Annotated in this window: 20 protein-coding genes and 1 tRNA gene; 10 read left to right on the forward strand and 11 right to left on the reverse strand. The window is 56.9% G+C overall.

What is annotated here, in order from left to right; translation table 11 throughout:
* The first annotated feature begins 168 nt into the window (after positions 1 to 168).
* The 4 genes from mtgA (at position 169) to ACR0D6_RS17850 (ending at position 4,807) form a co-directional block, all read left to right on the forward strand.
* Positions 169 to 909 (forward strand): monofunctional biosynthetic peptidoglycan transglycosylase, encoded by a 741-nt coding sequence (gene mtgA, locus ACR0D6_RS17835; protein ID WP_480766504.1) that lies wholly within the window; start codon positions 169 to 171, stop codon positions 907 to 909.
* 58 nt (positions 910 to 967) lie between these two features.
* Positions 968 to 1,633, forward strand: coding sequence for an FtsZ-binding protein FzlA (gene fzlA / locus ACR0D6_RS17840; protein WP_170654964.1), 666 nt, complete (start codon positions 968 to 970; stop codon positions 1,631 to 1,633).
* Between the two features lie 60 nt (positions 1,634 to 1,693).
* Complete coding sequence (gene queG / locus ACR0D6_RS17845; RefSeq protein WP_480766505.1) at positions 1,694 to 2,731, forward strand: tRNA epoxyqueuosine(34) reductase QueG; 1,038 nt, start codon at positions 1,694 to 1,696, stop codon at positions 2,729 to 2,731.
* A gap of 72 nt (positions 2,732 to 2,803) precedes the next feature.
* Complete coding sequence (locus tag ACR0D6_RS17850; protein ID WP_480766506.1) at positions 2,804 to 4,807, forward strand: hydantoinase/oxoprolinase family protein; 2,004 nt, start codon at positions 2,804 to 2,806, stop codon at positions 4,805 to 4,807.
* A 39-nt stretch (positions 4,808 to 4,846) separates the two neighbouring features.
* Here the strand turns inward: ACR0D6_RS17850 and msrA are convergent, their stop codons facing one another.
* The 7 genes from msrA to ade all read right to left on the reverse strand — a co-directional run bounded on the left by msrA (position 4,847) and on the right by ade (position 11,123).
* Positions 4,847 to 5,359 carry a peptide-methionine (S)-S-oxide reductase MsrA gene (gene msrA / locus ACR0D6_RS17855; protein WP_480766507.1) on the reverse strand — a complete coding sequence of 171 codons (513 nt, stop codon included), beginning with the start codon at positions 5,357 to 5,359 and terminating at the stop codon, positions 4,847 to 4,849.
* Positions 5,356 to 5,805 (reverse strand): peptide-methionine (R)-S-oxide reductase MsrB, encoded by a 450-nt coding sequence (gene msrB, locus ACR0D6_RS17860; RefSeq protein ID WP_170654974.1) that lies wholly within the window; start codon positions 5,803 to 5,805, stop codon positions 5,356 to 5,358. Before msrB ends, msrA begins: the two co-directional genes overlap by 4 nt.
* 94 nt (positions 5,806 to 5,899) lie before the next feature.
* The gene (locus ACR0D6_RS17865) at positions 5,900 to 6,778 is read right to left on the reverse strand and encodes a DMT family transporter (protein WP_480766508.1); all 879 of its coding nucleotides are present in this window, start codon (positions 6,776 to 6,778) and stop codon (positions 5,900 to 5,902) included.
* 95 nt (positions 6,779 to 6,873) lie between these two features.
* The gene (locus ACR0D6_RS17870) at positions 6,874 to 7,266 is read right to left on the reverse strand and encodes a GFA family protein (protein WP_480766509.1); all 393 of its coding nucleotides are present in this window, start codon (positions 7,264 to 7,266) and stop codon (positions 6,874 to 6,876) included.
* Between the two features lie 176 nt (positions 7,267 to 7,442).
* Positions 7,443 to 7,730, reverse strand: coding sequence for an HU family DNA-binding protein (locus ACR0D6_RS17875; RefSeq protein ID WP_170654983.1), 288 nt, complete (start codon positions 7,728 to 7,730; stop codon positions 7,443 to 7,445).
* A gap of 130 nt (positions 7,731 to 7,860) precedes the next feature.
* Positions 7,861 to 9,324: an AMP nucleosidase gene (locus ACR0D6_RS17880; protein ID WP_480766510.1), complete on the reverse strand. Its 1,464-nt coding sequence runs from the start codon at positions 9,322 to 9,324 to the stop codon at positions 7,861 to 7,863.
* On the reverse strand, positions 9,321 to 11,123 hold the full coding sequence (gene ade, locus ACR0D6_RS17885; RefSeq protein ID WP_480766511.1) for an adenine deaminase: 1,803 nt from the start codon (positions 11,121 to 11,123) through the stop codon (positions 9,321 to 9,323). Before ade ends, ACR0D6_RS17880 begins: the two co-directional genes overlap by 4 nt.
* On the opposite strand from ade, the gene ACR0D6_RS17890 reads away from it, so the two are divergent.
* Positions 11,122 to 11,328 carry a hypothetical protein gene (locus ACR0D6_RS17890; RefSeq protein WP_480766512.1) on the forward strand — a complete coding sequence of 69 codons (207 nt, stop codon included), beginning with the start codon at positions 11,122 to 11,124 and terminating at the stop codon, positions 11,326 to 11,328. The genes ade and ACR0D6_RS17890 overlap by 2 nt on opposite strands.
* A gap of 201 nt (positions 11,329 to 11,529) precedes the next feature.
* Here the strand turns inward: ACR0D6_RS17890 and ACR0D6_RS17895 are convergent, their stop codons facing one another.
* Positions 11,530 to 11,976: a cytochrome c family protein gene (locus ACR0D6_RS17895; RefSeq protein WP_170654994.1), complete on the reverse strand. Its 447-nt coding sequence runs from the start codon at positions 11,974 to 11,976 to the stop codon at positions 11,530 to 11,532.
* 491 nt (positions 11,977 to 12,467) lie between these two features.
* On the opposite strand from ACR0D6_RS17895, the gene petA reads away from it, so the two are divergent.
* Genes petA through ACR0D6_RS17910 form a run of 3 tightly spaced genes read left to right on the forward strand, consistent with a single transcriptional unit; the run spans position 12,468 to position 15,182 of the window.
* On the forward strand, positions 12,468 to 13,028 hold the full coding sequence (petA, locus tag ACR0D6_RS17900) for a ubiquinol-cytochrome c reductase iron-sulfur subunit (RefSeq protein WP_480731212.1): 561 nt from the start codon (positions 12,468 to 12,470) through the stop codon (positions 13,026 to 13,028).
* Positions 13,029 to 13,040: 12 nt separating this feature from the next.
* Complete coding sequence (petB, locus tag ACR0D6_RS17905) at positions 13,041 to 14,372, forward strand: cytochrome b (RefSeq protein WP_170655000.1); 1,332 nt, start codon at positions 13,041 to 13,043, stop codon at positions 14,370 to 14,372.
* A 15-nt stretch (positions 14,373 to 14,387) separates the two neighbouring features.
* Positions 14,388 to 15,182 carry a cytochrome c1 gene (locus ACR0D6_RS17910; RefSeq protein ID WP_170655003.1) on the forward strand — a complete coding sequence of 265 codons (795 nt, stop codon included), beginning with the start codon at positions 14,388 to 14,390 and terminating at the stop codon, positions 15,180 to 15,182.
* 61 nt (positions 15,183 to 15,243) lie between these two features.
* Here ACR0D6_RS17910 and ACR0D6_RS17915 read toward each other — a convergent pair whose 3' ends face one another.
* From ACR0D6_RS17915 to dapF, 3 genes are all read right to left on the reverse strand, one after another.
* Positions 15,244 to 15,639 carry a hypothetical protein gene (locus ACR0D6_RS17915; RefSeq protein ID WP_480766513.1) on the reverse strand — a complete coding sequence of 132 codons (396 nt, stop codon included), beginning with the start codon at positions 15,637 to 15,639 and terminating at the stop codon, positions 15,244 to 15,246.
* A gap of 125 nt (positions 15,640 to 15,764) precedes the next feature.
* Positions 15,765 to 17,024 carry a tRNA (N(6)-L-threonylcarbamoyladenosine(37)-C(2))-methylthiotransferase MtaB gene (gene mtaB / locus ACR0D6_RS17920; protein ID WP_480766514.1) on the reverse strand — a complete coding sequence of 420 codons (1,260 nt, stop codon included), beginning with the start codon at positions 17,022 to 17,024 and terminating at the stop codon, positions 15,765 to 15,767.
* Positions 17,021 to 17,863 (reverse strand): diaminopimelate epimerase, encoded by an 843-nt coding sequence (dapF, locus tag ACR0D6_RS17925; protein WP_480766632.1) that lies wholly within the window; start codon positions 17,861 to 17,863, stop codon positions 17,021 to 17,023. The genes mtaB and dapF overlap by 4 nt, the downstream gene beginning before the upstream one ends.
* A 210-nt stretch (positions 17,864 to 18,073) precedes the next feature.
* Here dapF and ACR0D6_RS17930 point away from each other — a divergent pair.
* Both ACR0D6_RS17930 and ACR0D6_RS17935 read left to right on the forward strand, forming a co-directional pair.
* Positions 18,074 to 18,149, forward strand: a tRNA-Lys gene (locus ACR0D6_RS17930).
* 526 nt (positions 18,150 to 18,675) lie between these two features.
* On the forward strand, positions 18,676 to 20,715 hold the full coding sequence (locus ACR0D6_RS17935; protein ID WP_480766515.1) for an ATP-binding protein: 2,040 nt from the start codon (positions 18,676 to 18,678) through the stop codon (positions 20,713 to 20,715).
* The last annotated feature ends 15 nt before the right edge of the window (positions 20,716 to 20,730 follow it).

The following is a 20,730-nucleotide window of genomic DNA, read 5'->3' on the forward strand; positions in this document are numbered from 1 at the left end:
TGGGTGGGCGCGAAATTTCTCGCAAAAATACCGGGTCTGTTTGCTGAAACGAAGCCGAAATTGAAAGATCGGGAGCTGTGCCGAAAATAAAGCTGCATATCGCGCGAGGGGCAGGTGATCGCGAAATAGGCCTTTCCTTAGGCTGCATTGGCCTCGTATAGCAGGAACATGGCAAAGAAAGCAGCACGCAAAAAAGGCGGCACCACAAGGAAACAGGCAAAAACGAATTCTACGCTTCGGCTTCCTCGCAGGATCGGGCGCTGGTTGGTGCGGGCCGGTGTAATCACGGCTGCCGCTGTAGTCGGTTTGATTTTGCTCTATTCATTTATAAATCCTCCGGTCACTCACACGATCTGGTCCGAGTGGCGGCGGCTGGGTCGGGTTGAACGCGAATGGGTTCGGATCGAGGAAATCTCACCCGTCATGGTACGGGCGGCAGTGGCAGCTGAGGATGCCAATTTCTGTTTGCATTGGGGGTTTGACGTCGAAGCGATCCGCGAAGCGATTGAAGGGGGCGGTAGCCGCGGCGCCTCGACGATTACGCAGCAGGTCGTCAAGAATGTGTTTCTCTGGCAGGGGCGCAGTTGGGTCCGCAAGGCGCTGGAAACATCGATGACCCCGGTTGTGGAGCTGTTTTGGACCAAACAGCGGATACTGGAGGTTTATCTGAATGTCGCGGAAACCGGGACCGGGGTATTTGGGGTAGAGGCCGCCGCGCAAAGCAACTTCGGTGTGGGTGCGGATGCACTGACGCCCACTCAGGCAGCCCGGATTGCGGCGATCCTGCCGTCCCCAAGAAACCGGTCGGTCACAGACCCCTCAGTCAGAACCCGCAGGCGGGCGGCGAAAATTCTGGATGGGGCGGCCACCATCCGCGCAGATGGTCGCGCGGATTGTTTCGAGGATTGAAACCCATACCCATGCAAGGCTATTGCTTTGGGGTACTAACTGGTTCGATTGGAAGCCCATGGCGCGTCTGTTTCACGTTCCCCTGTCCCCGTTTTGCCGCAAGGTCAGACTGTCACTTGCGGAAAAGAAAATCGAAGTTGAACTGATCGAAGAGCGGTATTGGGAACGCGATCCTGACTTTTTGCGGCGGAATCCGGCTGGTAAGGTTCCGGTTCTTCGGCTGGATGGCACGATCATGTCGGAAAGCGCTGCAATCTGTGAGTATATCGAAGAAACACGCCCAGAACCGCCATTGATGCCCAAAACGCCCGAAGCGCGATACGAGGTCCGCCGTCTGGTCGGCTGGTTTGACGACAAGTTTCATCACGAAGTGACATCGAAATTGTTGTACGAGCGGGTCAACAAGAAGGTGACCGGCGCGGGGTATCCGGACAGCAAGAACGTGAAGGAAGGCGCGCGCGCCATCAAATACCATCTGGATTACATGGCCTGGCTGCTGGATCATCGCCGCTGGCTGGCCGGAGATCAGATGACGCTTGCGGATTTTGCGGCTGCCGCGCATCTATCGGCGCTGGACTACATCTCGGATGTGGACTGGAACCGGTCTCAGGTGGTCAGGGACTGGTATGCCAAGATCAAGTCGCGCCCGGCATTCCGATCAATTCTGGCGGATCAGGTGCCGGGCTTCCGGCCGCCGACCCATTACGCCGATCTGGATTTCTGATATTCAGGTGCGGAACCGGAGGCCGTCAGCCCCCGGACCACTGAGAGTATTTTTTGCCAGATGAAGGACGGATCGGTACTGAAGGAAAAGTTAGTGGCGCAGGCCTTGTCCGAGGGGTTTGTATCCTGTCGGATTTGCCGCCCGTGGGATGTGCCGCTGGTGCCCGGGCGATTGGACGCGTTTCTGGAGGCCGGGTTTCACGGGCAGATGGCCTGGATGTCCGAGCGCACCCATTGGCGCGGTGATCCGTCGGCGCTGTGGCCCGAGGCGCAATCCGTGATCATGCTGGCAGAAAGCTATACGCCGGAGCACGACCCGACCCGGATTCTGAATGACCCCGAGGCCGGGGCAATATCAGTATATGCGCAGAACAAGGATTATCATGACCTGGTCAAGAAGCGACTCAAGCGGCTTGCCCGCTGGCTGATCGCAGAAGGCGGAGGTGAAGTTAAGGTGTTTGTGGACACCGCTCCGGTACCAGAAAAAGCGCTGGGGCAGGCAGCGGGGTTGGGGTGGCAGGGCAAACACACCAATCTGGTTAGCCGGGATTGGGGGAATTGGGCCTTTTTAGGCTCTGTTTTTACCACTTTGGAACTACCTGCCGATCCGGCTGAGATGGATCGCTGCGGCTCGTGCCGGGCCTGTCTGGACAGTTGCCCGACTGACGCTTTTCCAGCTCCGTATCAACTGGATGCGCGGCGCTGCATTTCTTATCTGACCATTGAACACAAGGGTCCGGTGGATGAGGGACTGCGTGCGAAACTGGGCAATCGAATATACGGGTGCGATGATTGTCTGGCGGCATGCCCGTGGAACAAGTTTGCGGTTGAAGCCAGTGACATGCGCTATGCAGCGCGCGATGATCTGATGGAGCCTGATCTGGCGGAACTGGCTGTTCTGGACGATGCAGCGTTCCGAACGAAGTTCTCAGGTTCGCCCATAAAACGGATCGGACGAGACCGGTTTGTGCGTAATGTTCTTTATGCGATCGGCAATTCAGGCAGTGCGCGGTTGTTGCCCGTCGCCGCTACGCTTACCGATGATCCCGATCCCGCTGTTTCAGACGCGGCACGATGGGCGGTTAATCAATTGTCATAATGCCGCAAACAGACTGGACGCGCCGTTCCCAGTCGCTACACCTCTCTCTCAGCGAACAGATGGAGGGCGCCGATGGCTTTGGCTTTGGGTGTTGATACGGGCGGAACCTACACGGATGCGGTGCTGATCCGGGATGAGAAAGAGGTTATCGCCTCGGCCAAGTCCCTCACCACCCGGGCGGATCTGGCAATTGGTGTGGGCAAGGCGATTTCTGCAGTGATGACCGAGGCCTCGGTTCGGCCCGACCAGATTTCGCTGGCATCGTTGTCGACGACGTTGGCCACCAACGCATTAGTCGAAGGTCAGGGCGGGCGCGTTGCCCTGATCTACATTGGCTTTCGCGAAGCCGATCTGGATAAGCACGGGCTGAAAGACGCTCTGAAGGGCGACCCGGCTGTGGTGATCTCTGGCGGGCACAACCATGCCGGGGGGGAGGTCGCCCCCCTTGATATCGCGGCGCTGGAGAAGTTTCTGGATACCCACGACGGTATTTCGGGGTTCGCTATCGCAGCCCAGTTTGCGACCCGTAATCCGGCGCAGGAGTTGCAAGCCGCTAAGATCATCATGGAACGTACCGGCGCACCGGTGACGTGTTCGCACCAACTGTCGGCCAAGCTTAACGGTCCCAAAAGGGCGGTTACGGCAGTATTGAACGCCCGCCTGATCGGTATGATTGATGGGTTGATCGGTCGCGCGCAGGACACATTACGCACCCTTGGAATTGATGCGCCCATGATGGTCGTGCGGGGCGACGGCGCTCTGATGAGTGCTGAGCAAGCACGGGAACGCCCGATTGAGACCATTCTCAGCGGTCCTGCCGCGTCGATAGTAGGGGCGCGATGGTTAACCGGCGCTGAAAATGCACTGGTGTCCGATATTGGCGGCACGACTACGGATGTGGCGCTGATCAGGGATGGCAAACCCGCAATCGACCCGGCAGGGGCCCAGGTTGGCGGGTTTCGAACCATGGTCGAAGCGGTGGCAATGCGCACGCACGGGCTGGGAGGGGACAGTCAGGTACACGTGGTCACCCAAGGCCTATCGGGCGGTGTTTTTCTGGGTCCGCGCCGGGTCCTGCCCGTTTCACTGATCGCGATGGAAGCACCTGGTGTTGTGCATGCTGTATTGGACGAGCAATTGCGGGCAACGACGGTTGGCGAATACGATACGCGATTTGCGCGGCGTGTGCCGGGGATTCGCGCGGATGGTGTCGGCCAGCGTGAGGACGCCCTGTTGCAGCGTCTGGGCGATCAGGTCCTACCACTGAGCGCGCTGCTGCGTACCCGAATGGAGCACGGGGCGCTGACGCGCCTCGTGGATAGGGGCGTCATTCAGATTTCGGGCGTTACGCCATCGGATGCAAGTCATGTGCTTGGCCGCTTGAATGAGTGGGACCGGGACGCGGCGCGAAAGGCGTTGGAGCTTTTTGCGCGCAAGCGTGTCGGGTCAGGCGATCTGCTGGCAAAGTCACCAGACGTTCTGGCGCAGATGATCGTCGATCAACTAACGGAACAGACCACATTGACCTTGTTAGAGACTGCTTTCGCAGAGGAACACGAGGAGTTCGGCATACCACCACAGGACTTGGCGCGGCATGTTCTGACGCACAGGGGGCTGGCCAGACATCGCGGCTTATTGGCATTGGATGCGGGATTGAATGTCGCCGTGGTTGGATTGGGGGCCTCGGCACCCAGCTATTACCCGGCAGTGGGCGAACGACTGCATTGTGACATGATCCTGCCGGAACATGCGGGCGTAGCGAATGCGATCGGCGCTGTTGTTGGTCGGGTCACGTTCAAGCGCGCCGGAACCGTCACCTCGCCCTCGGAAGGCCGCTACAGAGTTCACCTGGAAAGCGGACCGCAGGATTTTGGCGAGACCGACGAAGCATTAGCCTTGTTAGAGACTGTTTTGCGCACAGAAGCAGAAGGCGCTGCGCGAGATGCAGGCGCCGAGGATATCAGGGTTCTGGTGGATCGGGATATCCGCACGGTCAGCGTCGAGGGGCGCGACGTTTTTGTTGAGGGCACCCTGACCGTCGAGGCAAGCGGACGGCCTCGGGTCGCTATCGGCTAAATGCCCCTCCCGCCGGGAAGGGGCATTGCCTGATCTGAATTATTCCGCCGCATCCGTGCGCTTCGGCAGCACCCAGTCCTGACGTGGGAAATGGCAGGTGTAGCCGTTTGGAATACGCACCAGATAATCCTGATGTTCCGGTTCGGCTTCCCAGAAATCACCGACCGGTTCAATTTCCGTCACAACCTTGCCCGGCCACAAGCCGCTGGCATCCACATCGGCAATCGTGTCCAAAGCCGTTTGTTTCTGTGCGTCATCGACGAAATAGATGGCTGACCGGTAGCTCATTCCGACATCGTTGCCCTGACGGTTCACCGTCGTCGGGTCGTGGATCTGAAAGAAGAACTCCAGCAACTCACGATAAGAGGTTTGCGCGGGGTCAAACCAGATCTCGATCCCTTCGGCGTGTGTGCCGTGGTTGCGGTAGGTCGCGTTTTGCACGTCGCCGCCGGTATAGCCGACACGCGTGCGGGTAACCCCCGGCAGTTTGCGGATCAAGTCCTGCATACCCCAGAAGCAGCCTCCGGCGAGAACCGCGCGTTGTTCGCTCATGTGATGTCCTCCACGTGGATCAGATACTCTGCATATCCTTCGGTTTCCATGTCGTCACGGTGAATGAACCGAAGGGCGGCAGAATTTATGCAATAGCGCAGCCCACCATGTTCCCGTGGTCCGTCCGGAAACACATGGCCCAGATGGCTGTCGCCGTGTTTTGACCGTACCTCAGTCCGGATCATGCCCAAAGTGCGATCCTCGAACTCCTGCACATGCTCGTGGATGATCGGCTTGGTAAAACTTGGCCAGCCGCAACCGGATTCGTATTTGTGGCTTGAGGCAAACAGGGGCTCGCCCGAGACGATGTCAACGTAAATGCCCGGTTCCTTGTTACTCAGATATTTACCCGTGCCGGGGCGTTCGGTGCCGCTGCGTTGCGTGACGTGATATTCCTCGGCCGAGAGGGCAGCGATGGCGTCGGGGTCTTTGGTGTATCGGGTCATTGCTCCTCCGTCTTTCAGGTTCTGTCGCAGTAAATGGGGTTCAGGCGTGGAAAGCAAAGACATGTTTCACACCACTCGCGCAGTCGTGCGCAATTCAGGCCGTTTTGACGGCCGGTTGCCGGGACAGCTGAACCGCCAGAATGCCCAAAGTCGTCACAGCCACCCCGACTGCATCCAGTGGCCCCAGTTTCTCACCCAGTAATATCGCGGCAATTGTGACTCCGAATACGGGGTTGAGAAAGTGAAAGGTTGCGGCGCGAACGGCACCAATCCGGTTCAGCAGGAGGAACCAGATCAGAGTCGCGACCAAACCCGGAAACAGTGTCGTATACACGAAGGCCAGTGCCAGCGGCACGGTTGGGTGTACGAAAATTGTCTCAAAAAACGGGGCGGCCACGAACAGCACGGCAGAGCCGACAAACATCTGCAGTCCAACGACCATCATGAAGTTCCCGCCGGATGTGGCTCCGCGCACGGCCAGGGTTGCAAAGGTCAGCGCCAACGCACCTATGCAGCACAAGGTGACGCCAAACATGTCTATTCCGGCGCCGATCCGGCTGCTCATGATCAGAGCGACACCTGCAAACCCGGCAAACAGGCCGATCACGCCAAGAGGTCGCAGATGTTCTTTGAAGAACAACCAGCTCGCCAGCGCGACGAGCAAGGGCATTGTCGAGGCAATGATCGCCGCAACCGAGGCTTCGATCGTCTGCATGGCGTAGAAATTCAGACCCAGATAAAGGGCATTCTGGCAAATTCCGAACAGTATTGTCGCGCGCCATTGGGAACGGGTCATATGCCAGCTTTGTCCCATCGCCCTTGCAATCGCGACACCCAGGATACCGGAAATCAGAAATCGCACGGCAAGGGAAAACAGAGGTGAGGCGTCGACCACGATGATCCGTGCCGACGTGAATGCAGAAGACCAGATAAAGGCAAAGGCCAGCCCCATGGCTATGGCACGGATATCCACAACGCTCCCCCCTCTGAACGCCGGAACTGTTCCTTATTTCAGGGCTGGCCGCAAGCACCCGATGACACGGGTGATCCTAATTCCCGGGCAAAGGATTATCGGTTGGGGCGGTCAGCATCGCCCCGATCATGTTCAAAGCGTTTCATGTCTGGAAACGGGGGTAGCCAATCCTCGCGACGGACGCTCCAGCATTCGTATTCAGGCTTTAGCTGGTTGGGTGCATCCAGAGAGCCAAGATGCAGTTCGATCTCATCACCGCTGCGGGCAAAAACAGATGAGCCGCAATGCGGGCAAAAGTGTCGCCCGAGGTAATCACTGGTCTCACCTTCGACTTCAACTACGCCAATCGGGTATATCGCGGCCGCGTAAAACAAAGCACCGTGGTGTTTGCGGCAATCCAGGCAATGGCAGATGCCAACACGGTCCGGGTTCCCCGACACAGTAAAGCGCACATTGCCGCAAACGCAGCCACCTGTGAATCGGTTCATGCCACACTCCATTTTCCAAGTCGGTTATCAAGTCCTGACTGTATCCGATGCGGGCGCTGCGTTCGGATGAAAATTGTCATGGGCCCTTTGACCACTTTCAAACAGTCGGATCGCTAGGTGACAAAGAAAAAGGGCCGCCTGTAGGCGACCCTTGATCTGGCGTTTTTGAGCTTGAATCAGCCGTTCACGCTGTCTTTCAGAGCCTTGGCGATGGTCATCTTCACCACTTTGTCGGCTTCTTTGGTAAAGGTCTCGCCGGTGGCCGGGTTGCGCACCTGGCGCTCGGGGCGCTCGCGGCAGTAAATCTTGCCAACACCGGGCAGGGTCACGGCGCCACCAGCGGATACTTCGCGGGTGATCAGGCCGGTGATTGCTTCCAGCGCGGCGTTTGCGGATTTCTTGTCAGTTCCCATTTCCTCAGCGAGAGCAGTAACCAGCTGAGTTTTGGTCATAGGCTTTGCCATTTCTTGGTCTCCTTACAGTGCCCGATCCATAGGGCCTCACCGCGTAACTCTAACGGGATATTGTGGTGGAACACAACGAATAGTAGCGTAGAAAACCCCAAAAATATGGGGATTTCGTTGCTTTTTTGCTTCAGAGGAAGGCCGTTTCGTCAAAAGAACGCAATTTCCGGCTGTGTAAACGCTCCAAAGGCATACCGCGCAGTCGCTCCATCGCACGAATTCCAATGGCCAGATGGCGGCTTACCTGCGTGTTATAAAAGGCGGATGCCATGCCCGGAAGCTTTAATTCGCCGTGCAGGGGCTTGTCCGAGACGCAAAGCAATGTGCCGTAGGGCACCCTGAAACGGTAGCCATTTGCGGCGATGGTCGCGCTTTCCATGTCCAGCGCAATTGCGCGCGACTGGCTGAGCCGTTGAACGGGTCCGGTATGTTCACGCAGTTCCCAGTTTCGGTTGTCGACAGAGGCCACGGTTCCGGTTCGCATGATCCGCTTCAGCTCGTACCCCTCTAGCTCGGTAACCTCGGCCACCGCCTGTTCAAGCGCGATCTGGATTTCCGCCAAAGGCGGGATGGGTACCCAAACCGGCAAATCATCGTCCAGCACCTTGTCTTCGCGAAGATAGGCATGGGCCAGAACAAAATCCCCAAGGGCCTGCGTATTGCGCAGCCCGGCACAGTGCCCGACCATCAGCCAGGCATGTGGGCGCAGAACGGCAATATGATCGGTTGCGGTTTTGGCGTTTGACGGACCAACACCGATATTGACCAGAGTGATCCCTGACCCATCCTCACGCTTGAGGTGATAGGTGGGCATCTGGGGCAGTTTCAGCGGAAGCTCGACCGGGGTGTCGGGATCGGTGATCTCAATATTACCGGTCGAGACAAAACTGGTGTAGCCGCTGGCCGGATCAGCCAGTTGCGATCTGGCGTAGCTTTCGAATTCCGAAACATAGAACTGATAGTTGGTGAACAGAACGTGGTTCTGGAAATGATGCGCGTCCGTAGCCGTATAATGCGCGAGACGCGCCAGAGAGTAGTCGATGCGCTGGGCTGTGAACAATGCCAGCGGCCCGACACCGTTATCCGGTTCGTGGACGCCGTTGACGATGTCGTCATTTGTTGTGGTCAGATCCGGCACATCAAAAACATCGCGCAGGGTAAACCCTGCGGCCCCCTGATGCGGCACCACCAGATCGGGGTTGTTTGCAACGGCGAAATGCACGGGAATTGGTGTCTTTGAAGGGCCGATCACGACCGGTTGGTCGTGGTTCTTTATCAACAAAGCAATCTGCTGAGTCAGATAGGACCGAAACAGATCCGGCCGCGTGACCGTTGTGGCATGCGTGCCGGGTTCTGAGACATGACCAAAGCTCAGTCGACTGTCGACTTGCGCATAGGACAGCGTCTTTATGCGAATTTCCGGGTAATAGGCCCTATACCGCCCAACTGGTGCTCCGTTTTCGATCGCTTCGGAAAACCCGTCGCATAAAAAGCTGATGGCCCTTTCATACAATTCCTCCAGGCGCGCGACTGCAGCAACGGGATCGGTAAAGCTTTCGGCGTCAGCGGTTTCCGGTGTTCTTATTGTTGTCATGCAAGCGGTTCCAAAAGGTCGATCTTTTCGAAGGTGCGCACATCCACCAGCCCAAGGTCGGAAATTCTGAGTTCCGGAATCACGACCAGGGCCAGCAGGGAATGCTGCATATACGCATTGTTCAGGTCACAACCACACGCCTGCATTGCGTCAACCATCGCCTGCGCTTTGGCCGCGACTTCGGTTGCCGGGCTGTCAGACATCAATCCAGCGATTGGCAGCTCCACAAGCGCCAGTTCCTTGTCGTCCTGGAAAATGGTGATTCCGCCGCCGACCTCGGCCAGCCGGTTGGCGGCCAGTGCCATTTGTTCGCGATCCGTGCCGACGACGATCATGTGGTGGCTGTCATGCGCCACGGTCGAGGCCATGGCCATTCGGCCTTGATACCCAAAGCCTGACACGAAGGCATTGGTTACCCCGCCAGTGGCGCGGTGACGTTCCACCAGCGCGATCTGGCAGGTGTCGTCCTCACCTTCAACCAGACCGCCAATCACCGGCAGTTCCTTCTTCAGCGCTTTGGTCGGGGCCTGATTTTCCACGACACCGATAACATTGGCCCGGACCCTGTTGGCACCTTCTGGTGCTTGGATTTCAAAGTCTTCGGCACGCAATGCATGCCCAAGGTGAACGGTGTTCCGCGCCGAGTCCGGCCAGTTAAGATGCGGACAATCCACCGTAATAGAGCCGTTTTTCGCGACAACACGCCCGCGTGCAATCACCAATTCGACAGGCAGTTCGCGCAAATCGGAACTGAGGATGACATCCGCGCGCCGCCCCGGCGTGATCGACCCGATCTCGCGTTCCAGCCCGAAATGGGTTGCGGTATTGATCGTCGCCATCTGCAGAGCCACCAGCGGGTCGCATCCACAGGCAATAGCGTGGCGCACGACGCGGTTCATATGGCCCTCATTGACCAGAGTGCCCGAATGGCAATCATCCGTGCACAGGATGAAGTTGCGCGGGTCCAACCCCTTTTGCGTCACCGCCGTAATCTGGCTTTCGACGTCATACCAGGCCGAGCCCAGTCGCATCATCGATCGCATCCCCTGCCGTACACGCGCGATTGCGTCGGCTTCGCACGTCCCCTCGTGATCATCGGCCGGGCCACCCGCGACATATGCGGCAAAGTTCGGCCCCAGATCGGGCGAGGCATAATGGCCACCAACAGTCTTGCCAGCGCGTTGCGTCGCGGCAATCTCGGCCAGCATCTTGGGGTCTGCGTTGGAGACGCCGGGAAAATTCATCATCTCGCCCAGGCCGATAATGCCGGGCCATGTCATCGCTTCGGCAACATCTTCGGGCGTGATCTCGTACCCGGTTGTCTCCAGCCCCGGCGCGGATGGCGCGCAGGAGGGCATCTGGGTAAAGATGTTCACCGGTTGCATCAGCGCCTCGTCATGCATCATCCGCACGCCATCAAGGCCCAGAACGTTGGCAATCTCGTGCGGGTCGGTGAACATCGACGTTGTGCCATGCGGGATAACGGCTCTGGCGAATTCCGCCGGTGTCAGCATCCCGGATTCGATGTGCATATGCGCGTCACACAGGCCGGGTATCATATACCGCCCGTTCGCCTCGATGATCTGGGTACCTGACCCTGTGCAGTGCGAGGCGTCCGGGCCGACAAAGGCCACCCGACCCTCGGCTATTGCAATGGAATAACCGGTAAGTGCCTCTCGGGAATGGACATTGATCCAGATTCCATTGCGGATCACCAAATCCGCAGGCTCACGTCCTGCTGCGACGGCGATCAGGCGCGGGGCGACATCGGGCCAGCTTGGGAAGGATGCATTTTCCATGGCTCAACTTTCCCGAATGCTGCGACAGGTGCAACCCCTGCCGCAACGGGATCATGGAACCTTCATGAAGCAACCCTGTTTGAATGAGTTGCCCAATGACGAATATCAGGGGCGGCTGAGCGCATGTCCCAGAGAACAGCGTATTGGTCTGGGCAGGTATCTCGTCGATTGGCCTGAGCATTCCCATTGGGGATGTGGTGATTGAATCCCCTTATTAGAGACTGTTCTGAAAAAAACTATGCTGTGATATCAACGGCGACATACAACAATGACCGGCGACCCCTCCTCGGCACTCGCCGGTCAATTCTTAAGCGGCTGCTAAACCGCTAACTTTCCCCCCACAATCGTTCCAGTTTGGCCAAGGTGAACACGTGGAGTGAAATAGAAGCACGCAAGTTCCTGATTGTCAGTGACTGCTGAATGTCGCGATATATGCCGAGATATCCTCGGCGCCTTTCTTCAGCTTGACGCTCATGTTCGGGCGGGCGGTGTCGTCGTCCAGATATTCACGGATGAAACCGATCGGATCCTTGGCGTAGGTCGCAATGTTTTCCTCGGTCCAGACCAGACCCTGTTCGCCAGCGCGGATCATGTCGTCGGTAAACATACCCACTGGCAAACGCTCACTGCCATAGCGGTAATCGGGCTCGGCTCCGGCAACGCGACCGATGACGCCATACAGATTCGGTCCGGTAATTCCGCCTTTCACCAGAACTTCGCCATCCTTGATGATCGCATGGCAGGACGAGCACCGGTTATACAGTTTTTCACCTTTTGCAGGGTCACCAGCAGCCAGCGCCGGTGCGCCGCTTGTCAGCACGAGCAAAATTGCGGTCAGAGTTTTTGTAATCATTTTGGTGTCCCCAACTGGCGTTCGCGCGATTCGCGTTATGGGGTTTCACGCTAAAAGTGCAACAGGGAATTTGGCAAAGCGCGCCTGCGAAAATATCTATTTAAAATAACACTTTATCTAGCATCTTGGGTACGTGGAGAATGCGTCAGGATCAGGCGGTTTTTCCAGAGTGAAAACTGCAACTGACAAGGACAAAATTTTAGATGGCCGGTCCCAATCTGGCCTCGGGCAAACGAATCAGCCGGAAAGGCCGGGACAGGGTTTTCATGTCGCACTGAAACAGGCGTTAATCCGCGTGTTTTTAGGGGATATTCTTGAAATTATGTGTCCGCGTTGCGACATGAAAGACCAGATGCGGCGTAGTGCGCGCCTATGACCGCTGGACGAACCGTTTTCTCCCGGATAGATAGCCGCGATGAGATGCCGCTTTGATGCGGTACTGATGCATGTTTGCCCGTTAAGCCCGGGCGCTGGAATTCGGAGAAAACCTCGTGTCCCACGCAGAAGACCACGAAGGCACCCGCAGAGATTTCCTCTACTACGTCGCTGGCGGCGCAGGTGTCGTAGCCACGGGGGCCGTTGTCTGGCCTCTGGTCAACCAAATGAACCCTTCGGCTGACGTTCAGGCGCTGTCCTCAATCCGCGTGGATGTGAGCGGTGTCGAGATCGGAACCCAGATCACCGTGAAATGGCTGGGTAAACCGGTTTTCATCCGTCGCCGGACGCAGGAAGAGATTGACGAGGCACGCGCCGTCGAAATCTCGGAACTGCCTGACCAGGACGACCGCAACGCCAACAAGCCCGGTCTGGATGCGGCCGACGAGAACCGTTCGCTGGACGAAGCGGGTGAATGGCTGGTGATGATGGGTGTGTGTACGCACCTTGGCTGTGTGCCTCTGGGTGATGGCGCCGGTGACTATCACGGCTGGTTCTGCCCCTGCCACGGTTCGCACTATGATACGTCCGGACGTATCCGCAAGGGCCCCGCGCCCGAGAACCTGCCTGTGCCTGTCGCCGAGTTCGTCGACGAAACCACCATCAAGCTGGGATAAGGAGACGCGCCTATGTCCGGTATTCCGCACGATCATTATGAGCCGAAGACGAATGGCGAAAAGTGGCTGAACAGCCGCCTGCCCATCGTAGGCCTTTTGTATGACACCCTCATGATTCCCACCCCCAAGAACCTGAACTGGTGGTGGATCTGGGGCATCGTTCTGGCATTCTGCCTTGCGTTGCAAATCGTCACCGGCATCGTTCTGGTGATGCACTACACCCCGCATGTCGATCTGGCCTTTGCCAGCGTCGAGCACATCATGCGCAACGTGAATGGCGGCTATATGCTGCGCTATCTGCACATGAACGGCGCGTCGCTGTTCTTTGTTGCGGTCTACATTCACATCTTCCGCGGCCTTTTCTATGGATCCTACAAGGCGCCGCGCGAGGTGACATGGATCATCGGGATGCTGATTTACCTCTGCATGATGGGCACTGCGTTCATGGGCTATGTTCTGCCCTGGGGTCAGATGTCCTTCTGGGGTGCGACCGTGATCACCGGCCTGTTTGGCGCGATCCCGTTCGTGGGCGACGCGATCCAGACCTGGTTGCTGGGCGGACCGGCGGTGGACAACGCCACGCTGAACCGCTTCTTCTCGCTGCATTACCTGCTGCCGTTCGTTATCGCGGCGCTGGTTGTGGTGCATATCTGGGCCTTCCACACCACTGGCAACAACAACCCCACGGGTGTTGAGGTTCGCCGTGGTTCCAAGGCCGAGGCCGAGAAGGATACGCTGCCGTTCTGGCCGTATTTCGTGATCAAGGACCTGTTCGCACTGGCGATTGTTCTGGTGATCTTCTGGGCCATCGTCGGTTACATGCCGAACTATCTGGGCCACCCGGACAACTATATCGAAGCCAACCCGCTGGTTACGCCTGCACACATCGTGCCCGAATGGTACTTCCTGCCGTTCTACGCGATCCTGCGCGCCTTTACCGGTGAGGTCTGGGTCGTTCAGTTCGCAAGCTTCATCACCGGCGGCATCATCGACGCCAAGTTCTTTGGTGTGATTGCGATGTTCGGTGCGATCCTGGCGATGGCGCTGGCGCCCTGGCTGGACACGTCGAGCGTGCGTTCGGGTAAATACCGTCCGATGTTCAAATGGTGGTTCTACCTGCTGGTTATCGACTTCTTCGCCCTGATGTGGCTGGGTGCGATGCCCGCCGAGGAGCCCTATGCGACCTTCTCGTTGATCGCGTCCGCCTACTGGTTTGCCTATTTCTTCGTGATCCTGCCTATCCTGGGTGTGATCGAGAAGCCCGAGGCGCAGCCGGACACCATCGAAGAAGACTTCAACGCGCATTATGGCAAGGCTGACGCCGACGCCACGCCCGCCGAGTAAGAGGGACTGGAAATCATGTTCAAGAAACTTGCAATCGGCGCTGCTGCAGCTCTGGCCCTTGCGCCCGCCTCGACCTTTGCGGCAGGTGGCGGTGAGCAGCACATCGAGGACTTTGCGTTCTCGTTCGAAGGTCCGTTCGGCACCTACGATCAGCATCAGCTGCAACGCGGCCTGCAGATCTATACCGAGGTCTGCGCGGCCTGCCACGGCCTGCGCTATGTGCCCTTGCGCACGCTGTCCGATGAGGACGGCGTTGGCCTGAGCGAAGAAGCGGTTCGCGCCTATGCGGCCCAGAACTTTGAGGTGTTCGACCCCGAGCTTGACGATTTCCGTCCGGCACTGCCAACCGATCACTTCCCGGTCAACGATGGTGTTGGCGCACCTGACCTGAGCCTGATGGCCAAGGCACGCGCCGGGTTCCACGGCCCTTACGGTCTGGGGATCAACCAGCTGTTCAAGGGCATGGGCGGTGCGGAATACATCGCCTCGCTGCTGGACGGCTATACCGGCGAGGAAAAGGAAGAAGCAGGCACCATCCTGTACGAAAACACCGCTTTCCCCGGCGGCTGGATTTCGATGGCCCCGCCGCTGTCGGACGAGCAGGTCGAGTTTGCCGATGGTCATGAAAACACCGTCGAAGCGATGTCCGAGGATGTCGCGGCCTTCCTGATGTGGACCGCCGAACCCAAAATGATGGCCCGCAAGAATGCCGGATTTGTTGGTGTGCTGTTCCTGATCGGGCTGTCTGTACTGCTGTACCTGACCAACAAGCGCCTGTGGGCACCTGTCAAGGGCAAGAAGCTAAGCTAAGCGGCCAAACGCTTGGAATTGGAGGCTCCGCAGCTGGTCTGCGGAGCCTTTGTTTTTGGGCTCAGCTTCCTGCGGGCGGCTTGGCATTTGCGCTGGCGTTGAAGTTCACACCACGACTTGCGCACAACCCTTTCCATTTACCGCGCCACTTGCCCTTATTGTTTCTGTCGAGGTTGAGGGTGCCGTGTGAGTTCTTGCCACAATTTCCCCCGGTGAACTCGATTTTGACCACCATCGACGAGGCTGTCGATTTAAGCGTGGAAACCTTGGTGGCCGTGCTGGTTCCCACCTTGCCATCCGGAATCGTGACCTGACCATTTGAGACATTCATCGTCAGTGTGAACGGATTCTTGGAGCTAACTTTTGCCTTCCAGACACCTGCCGGAAGCCCCTCTGCAAACGCTGTACCGGAAAAGACACAAAGTATCGCGACGAGCGCAAATTTACTTGGATTCATAACTACCTCACTCAAAAAAACGTCTGAAAACGTAAGACGCGCAGAGTTTACGAGTCAATGATTGAGGCAGAGCAATAAATCTGGCGAAAGATCCGGGTCAGTGGAATTCCGGTGGTACAGAGTGCTTATTCTCCGCGCAGGCGCTCGCCGGACACACCTGTGATTGTTGCCGAAATCACTGAACCTTCGACCCGGGGATTGTTGAATTCCACTTCGGTAAACTGCTCTGTCCGGCCCATATGCGGGTTTTCCATCAGGATGCTGTGGGTTCTGCCAACCTGTGCCGCCAAATGCCTCTCAACCTGCGCTGCACCCGCGTCCCGTAGCCTGGCGGCGCGTTCCTTGATGACATTGCCGTTCACTTGCTGGGGAATGCGTGCAGCAGGCGTGCCTTCGCGTTTGGAATAGGGAAACACATGCAGCCAGGTCAGATCGCAGTCGGTGACAAGCTTGAGAGAATTTTCGAAATGCGCATCGGATTCCGTTGGGAAGCCTGCGATGATGTCGGCCCCAAAAGTTATGTCGGGGCGCAGCTTGCGCGCCTCTTCTGTAAAGCGGATCGCGTCGTCGCGCAGGTGGCGGCGCTTCATCCGTTTCAGGATCAGATCGTCGCCATGCTGCAGCGACAGGTGCAGATGTGGCATCAGGCGGGGTTCGGTGGCAATCGCCCGCATCAGGTTCTCATCCACTTCGATCGAATCGATAGAACTGATGCGCAGACGCGGCAGGTCCGGAACCAGTTTCAAAATTCGCATAACCAGATCGCCAAGTTTGGGCTGCGCAGGCAGGTCAGCCCCCCACGAGGTCAGGTCAACCCCGGTCAGCACGACCTCGTTATACCCTTTTTCCACAAGGCGTTTGATCTGATCCACGACGATCCCCGCCGGAACACTGCGAGAGTTCCCACGGCCATAAGGAATGATGCAGAAGGTACAGCGGTGATCACATCCGTTCTGAACCTGAACATAGGCGCGCGAGCGAGTGCCGAAGCCGTCGATCAGATGACCTGCGGTTTCGGTGACGGACATGATATCGTCAACTTGCACCGCCTCGGTCTCACCAATGAAATCTGCGGCCATGCCTTTCCACGTCTCGGGGCGCATCTTCTCGGAATTGCCGATGACCGCGTCCACCTCGTCCATTTGCGCAAAGGTCTCGGGTTCGGTTTGCGCCGCGCAACCGGTGACGATCAGGCGCGCGTCCGGATTCTCACGCCGGAGCTTGCGGATTTCCTGGCGGGCCTTGCGGACCGCTTCGGACGTCACCGCGCAGGTGTTTACGATCACCGCATCGCTAAGACCCGCCTGTTGAGACAGTTCCTTCATCGCCTCGGTCTCATAAGCGTTCAGGCGACATCCAAGCGTGGTGAATTTCGGAGGCTTCATTCCCCTGCCCCCAGAAATTCAGGTGTCAGCGTTCCGCTGAACACATGACATGTCGGGCCAGTCATCCAGACACCGTCCTCGCGCCAGTCGATCCAGATGGTCCCGCCGTCGAGTTCGATCTGTACTTTGCGCCCCGTCAGGCCGCGTCGGGCAGCTGCAACCGCCGTCGCGCAGGACGAAGACCCTGAGGCAAGGGTAGTGCCCACGCCGCGCTCCCAGACACGCATACGGATGTGGTCAGGGCCGATGATCTGCGCCACCTGCACGTTGGTACGCTCGGGATACAGCGGATGATATTCATAGCGCGCCCCAAACTGTTCCAGCGGGACCGATTCGGCATCTTCGACAAAAAATGTGCAGTGCGGGTTTCCCATCCCGGTTGCGGTAGGACCGCCTTCGATTGGCAGTTCCAGCGTTTCCACGTCTTCGGCCAGTGGGATTTCCCGCCAATCAAGCTGAGGCTGGCCCATGTTGACGGACGTCAGCCCCTCTCCGGCGTCTTCGGCAAACAGGATGCCGCGTTCCGTCGACAGCGTGAGGCTGGACTTACCTGCCTCGTCCATCAGATGACGGGCAATGCAGCGTGTTGCATTTCCACAGGCGGCAGAGGTTGAACCGTCAGAATTATAGAACACCAGATGCGCATCAGCGTCACCGTTCGTGATGATCGCCAGCTGATCGAACCCAACCCCGAATTGCCGATGCCCAATTGCCTGCGCCAGAGCCGGCGTGACATCAACGGATTGCGCGCGTGCATCGACAATGACAAAGTCATTGCCCAGCCCATGCATCTTCATGAAGGGCAAACCGGTTTCGCGAAAGCGTTGCATGGCGGGCATATAGCGCCGCGCTTCGAATGAATCCACCCTGTCCCGAAGATTCCTTAAAAAAGGGGTTGACCCCTTCGGCGGCTCTCCCTAATTAGGCCGCCTATCGGGTCGCCGGAAACTTTCGGGCTAAGGCGAAACGAGGCGCAGAAAAGGGCCTTGAACCCAGTCGGGAATTTGGTCTAGAGAGCGCTGCGGGTCGAAGAGATCCAACAAAAGAGTGGGCCGTTAGCTCAGTTGGTAGAGCAACTGACTTTTAATCAGTGGGTCGCAGGTTCGAATCCTGCACGGCTCACCACTTTTTAAATAAAATCAAGTAGTTACATAAACGCCAACGGTGGCGTTGAAGTTCGGTCGATCCGTGTCCGCCTGGTGTCCGCAGATTCAACATCTAGTTTGTAGTTTCTCAGGGAGGCAGGTTTCGTACGAATTGGCTCGCCTGCTCGAGCAAACCAATAAGATCCATAAGTGAGTTGGCCCGAGGGTTGCAGTTCTCTTCGGTCGCAGCCCGCACTCCCGACATCCGGGGCGGCAACAAAGTACTGCAAATAAAGTGTAGATTTCCTGGCGATCAACGCTGCGCGTTTCGCCGACCACTTGATAATCCTGCGATTTCGCCGCACTCAAGTTGCGCTGTTGGTTAGTGTAGGGTGTTGCGGTTATTACCGAAAATGAACTAGCGTTGGCTTCACATTGCTTGCCAAACAAACAACATCCCAAGGCGACAAAGGCATTGGCATTTGACAGAAAACATACAGATAGAGTTTCGACCCCGAGCCCGCTTGCTTCAGCTTTTGGGCGATCAGCTGATCCGAAGCCCACGGTTGGCGGTATTCGAACTTGTAAAAAACTCTTATGACGCAGACGCCACGGAAGTCGAAGTCAGGATCGATGGTCTTGAAGGAAATACTCCTTCAATAAGTGTCCGCGACAACGGTGCCGGCATGTCTTTGGAGACAGTACGGGACATCTGGTTCGTTCCTGGGCACGATCACAAGGAAAAACAAAAGCAACGTGGCTCACGCACTAAGCTGGGGCGAGCACCTGTGGGAGAAAAAGGCGTTGGCCGTTTTGCTGCTCACAAGCTGGGAAACACGATTAGGTTGGTTTCTCGCACTGCGGGAGCCGATGAGGTGGTTTTGGAAATCAACTGGGCGGACTTGATGAAGAAGGAGTTCCTCAGTGAAGCAAAAGCAGAAATAGTGACTCGTACTCCTCAGGTGTTTACCGAAAATGATACCGGCACATTGATTGAGATAGGTGAGCTTCGTGACAAGGATTGGAGCAGGGGCGATCTTCGAAGGTTGCGGCGAGATATTACCTCAATCTGCTCTCCGTTCGATGCGCCGGGCGAATTTGATGTGACCTTTTCTGTTCCGGGTCGGGAAAAACAGTTTGCGGACATCCCTGATACATCCGAAATCCTGAAACGAGCTCCGTGGCATTTCCGATTTGACTTCGACGGTGTGAACTTCAATTGGAGCTATAGCTTCGACCCGCCAGCCGCCCTATCGACGCGAATAGCAAGTAGGTCAAAAAGCTCTGATGAAGGAGAGGTGCTTATTGTTGATCCTGCATCTCAGAAATCCAGCGAAAAATCGATTGTAGCTGACATAAGTACGCTCGACGGAATTGGCCCCGTATCAGGTGAGTTTTTTGCGTTCGACCGAGGCCAGGAGCTTTGGAAGCTTCAGCCGGAGAAACAACTGGTCTTTCGGTTCCTAGATGAGAACGGCGGGGTGCGTGTCTATAGGGATGGCGTAAGGGTCTACAACTACGGCGAAGAAGACGACGATTGGTTGGCCCTGGACTATAGAAGGTTTATGACACCTTCACTGCGGATAAGTCGCAACATAGTAGTTGGTGCGGTTTCAATTGATCAACTGGCCAGTACCGCTCTAAAGGACAAAACTAACCGAGAAGGTTTCGTCGAAAACGAGGCGTTAGACAGGCTGAGACAGGTTGTTCTGGGTGCGTTTCATATATTCGAAACCGAGCGTTCGCTCGACAAGGAGGCCATCAGAAAAACGGAAAGGAAGCCTGTCCAAGTAGAAGCAGACAAAATCCAGGACCCCATTGCTGAAATCAGAACTATAGCCAAGAAGGAAAAAGTGGCAGAAAAAATCGAGCCTAGCCTCGCCCGGCTCGAGCGGAACTACAACGAATTACGCGAGACGATGCTCCAAGCCGGATTGTCGGGCCTAGGTTTGGCTACGGTGTTTCATGAGATTCAGCATGGCGTGGCGGCGTTGTTGCGCCGAGCGAAATCCGGTGCGTCAGTGGACGACATAGTTGTCCAGGCGCAAGAGCTCGAGCAACTTTTGCACGGCATTTCAGGTTTGCTTCGCAAAGAAGAAAAGTCTGAGTTGGAAGCTGTGGACTTGGTGAAAAAGGTCAGGCAAGCCTCGCTAATTCGGTTTCGCAGCCACCGCGTCCAATTGGTTAGTCCATTGCTGCACGGCGAACAGGATAGCTTTAAAATTCGGATCAACAGTCGACTATTTGTCGGAGCGGTGACGAACCTTCTGGACAATGCGTTTTTTTGGTTGCGTGCCAAATGGCCGTCGAGACCCGACGATCAGGACGATAGCCCCAGGAAAATCTTCATTGGGGCAAGTGACGACTTTGAAACCGGCCCTGCGATTGTTATCGCCGACACCGGCCCTGGGTTTCAGGACGACCCGGAAACTCTTGCTGAACCATTTTTCACAAGACGCCCCGACGGTATGGGCTTAGGGCTTTACTACACGAAACTAGTGATGGAATTGTCCGGCGGGCAAATAGTGTTTCCTGAAAAAGAAGATGTTGATATCCCTGAAGAATTTGATGGCGCAATTGTTGCGTTGGTGTTTCCTGAAAAATGATACTTCAACCGGCTA

The sequence above is a fragment of the Ruegeria sp. BJ6 genome (genome assembly GCF_056537885.1).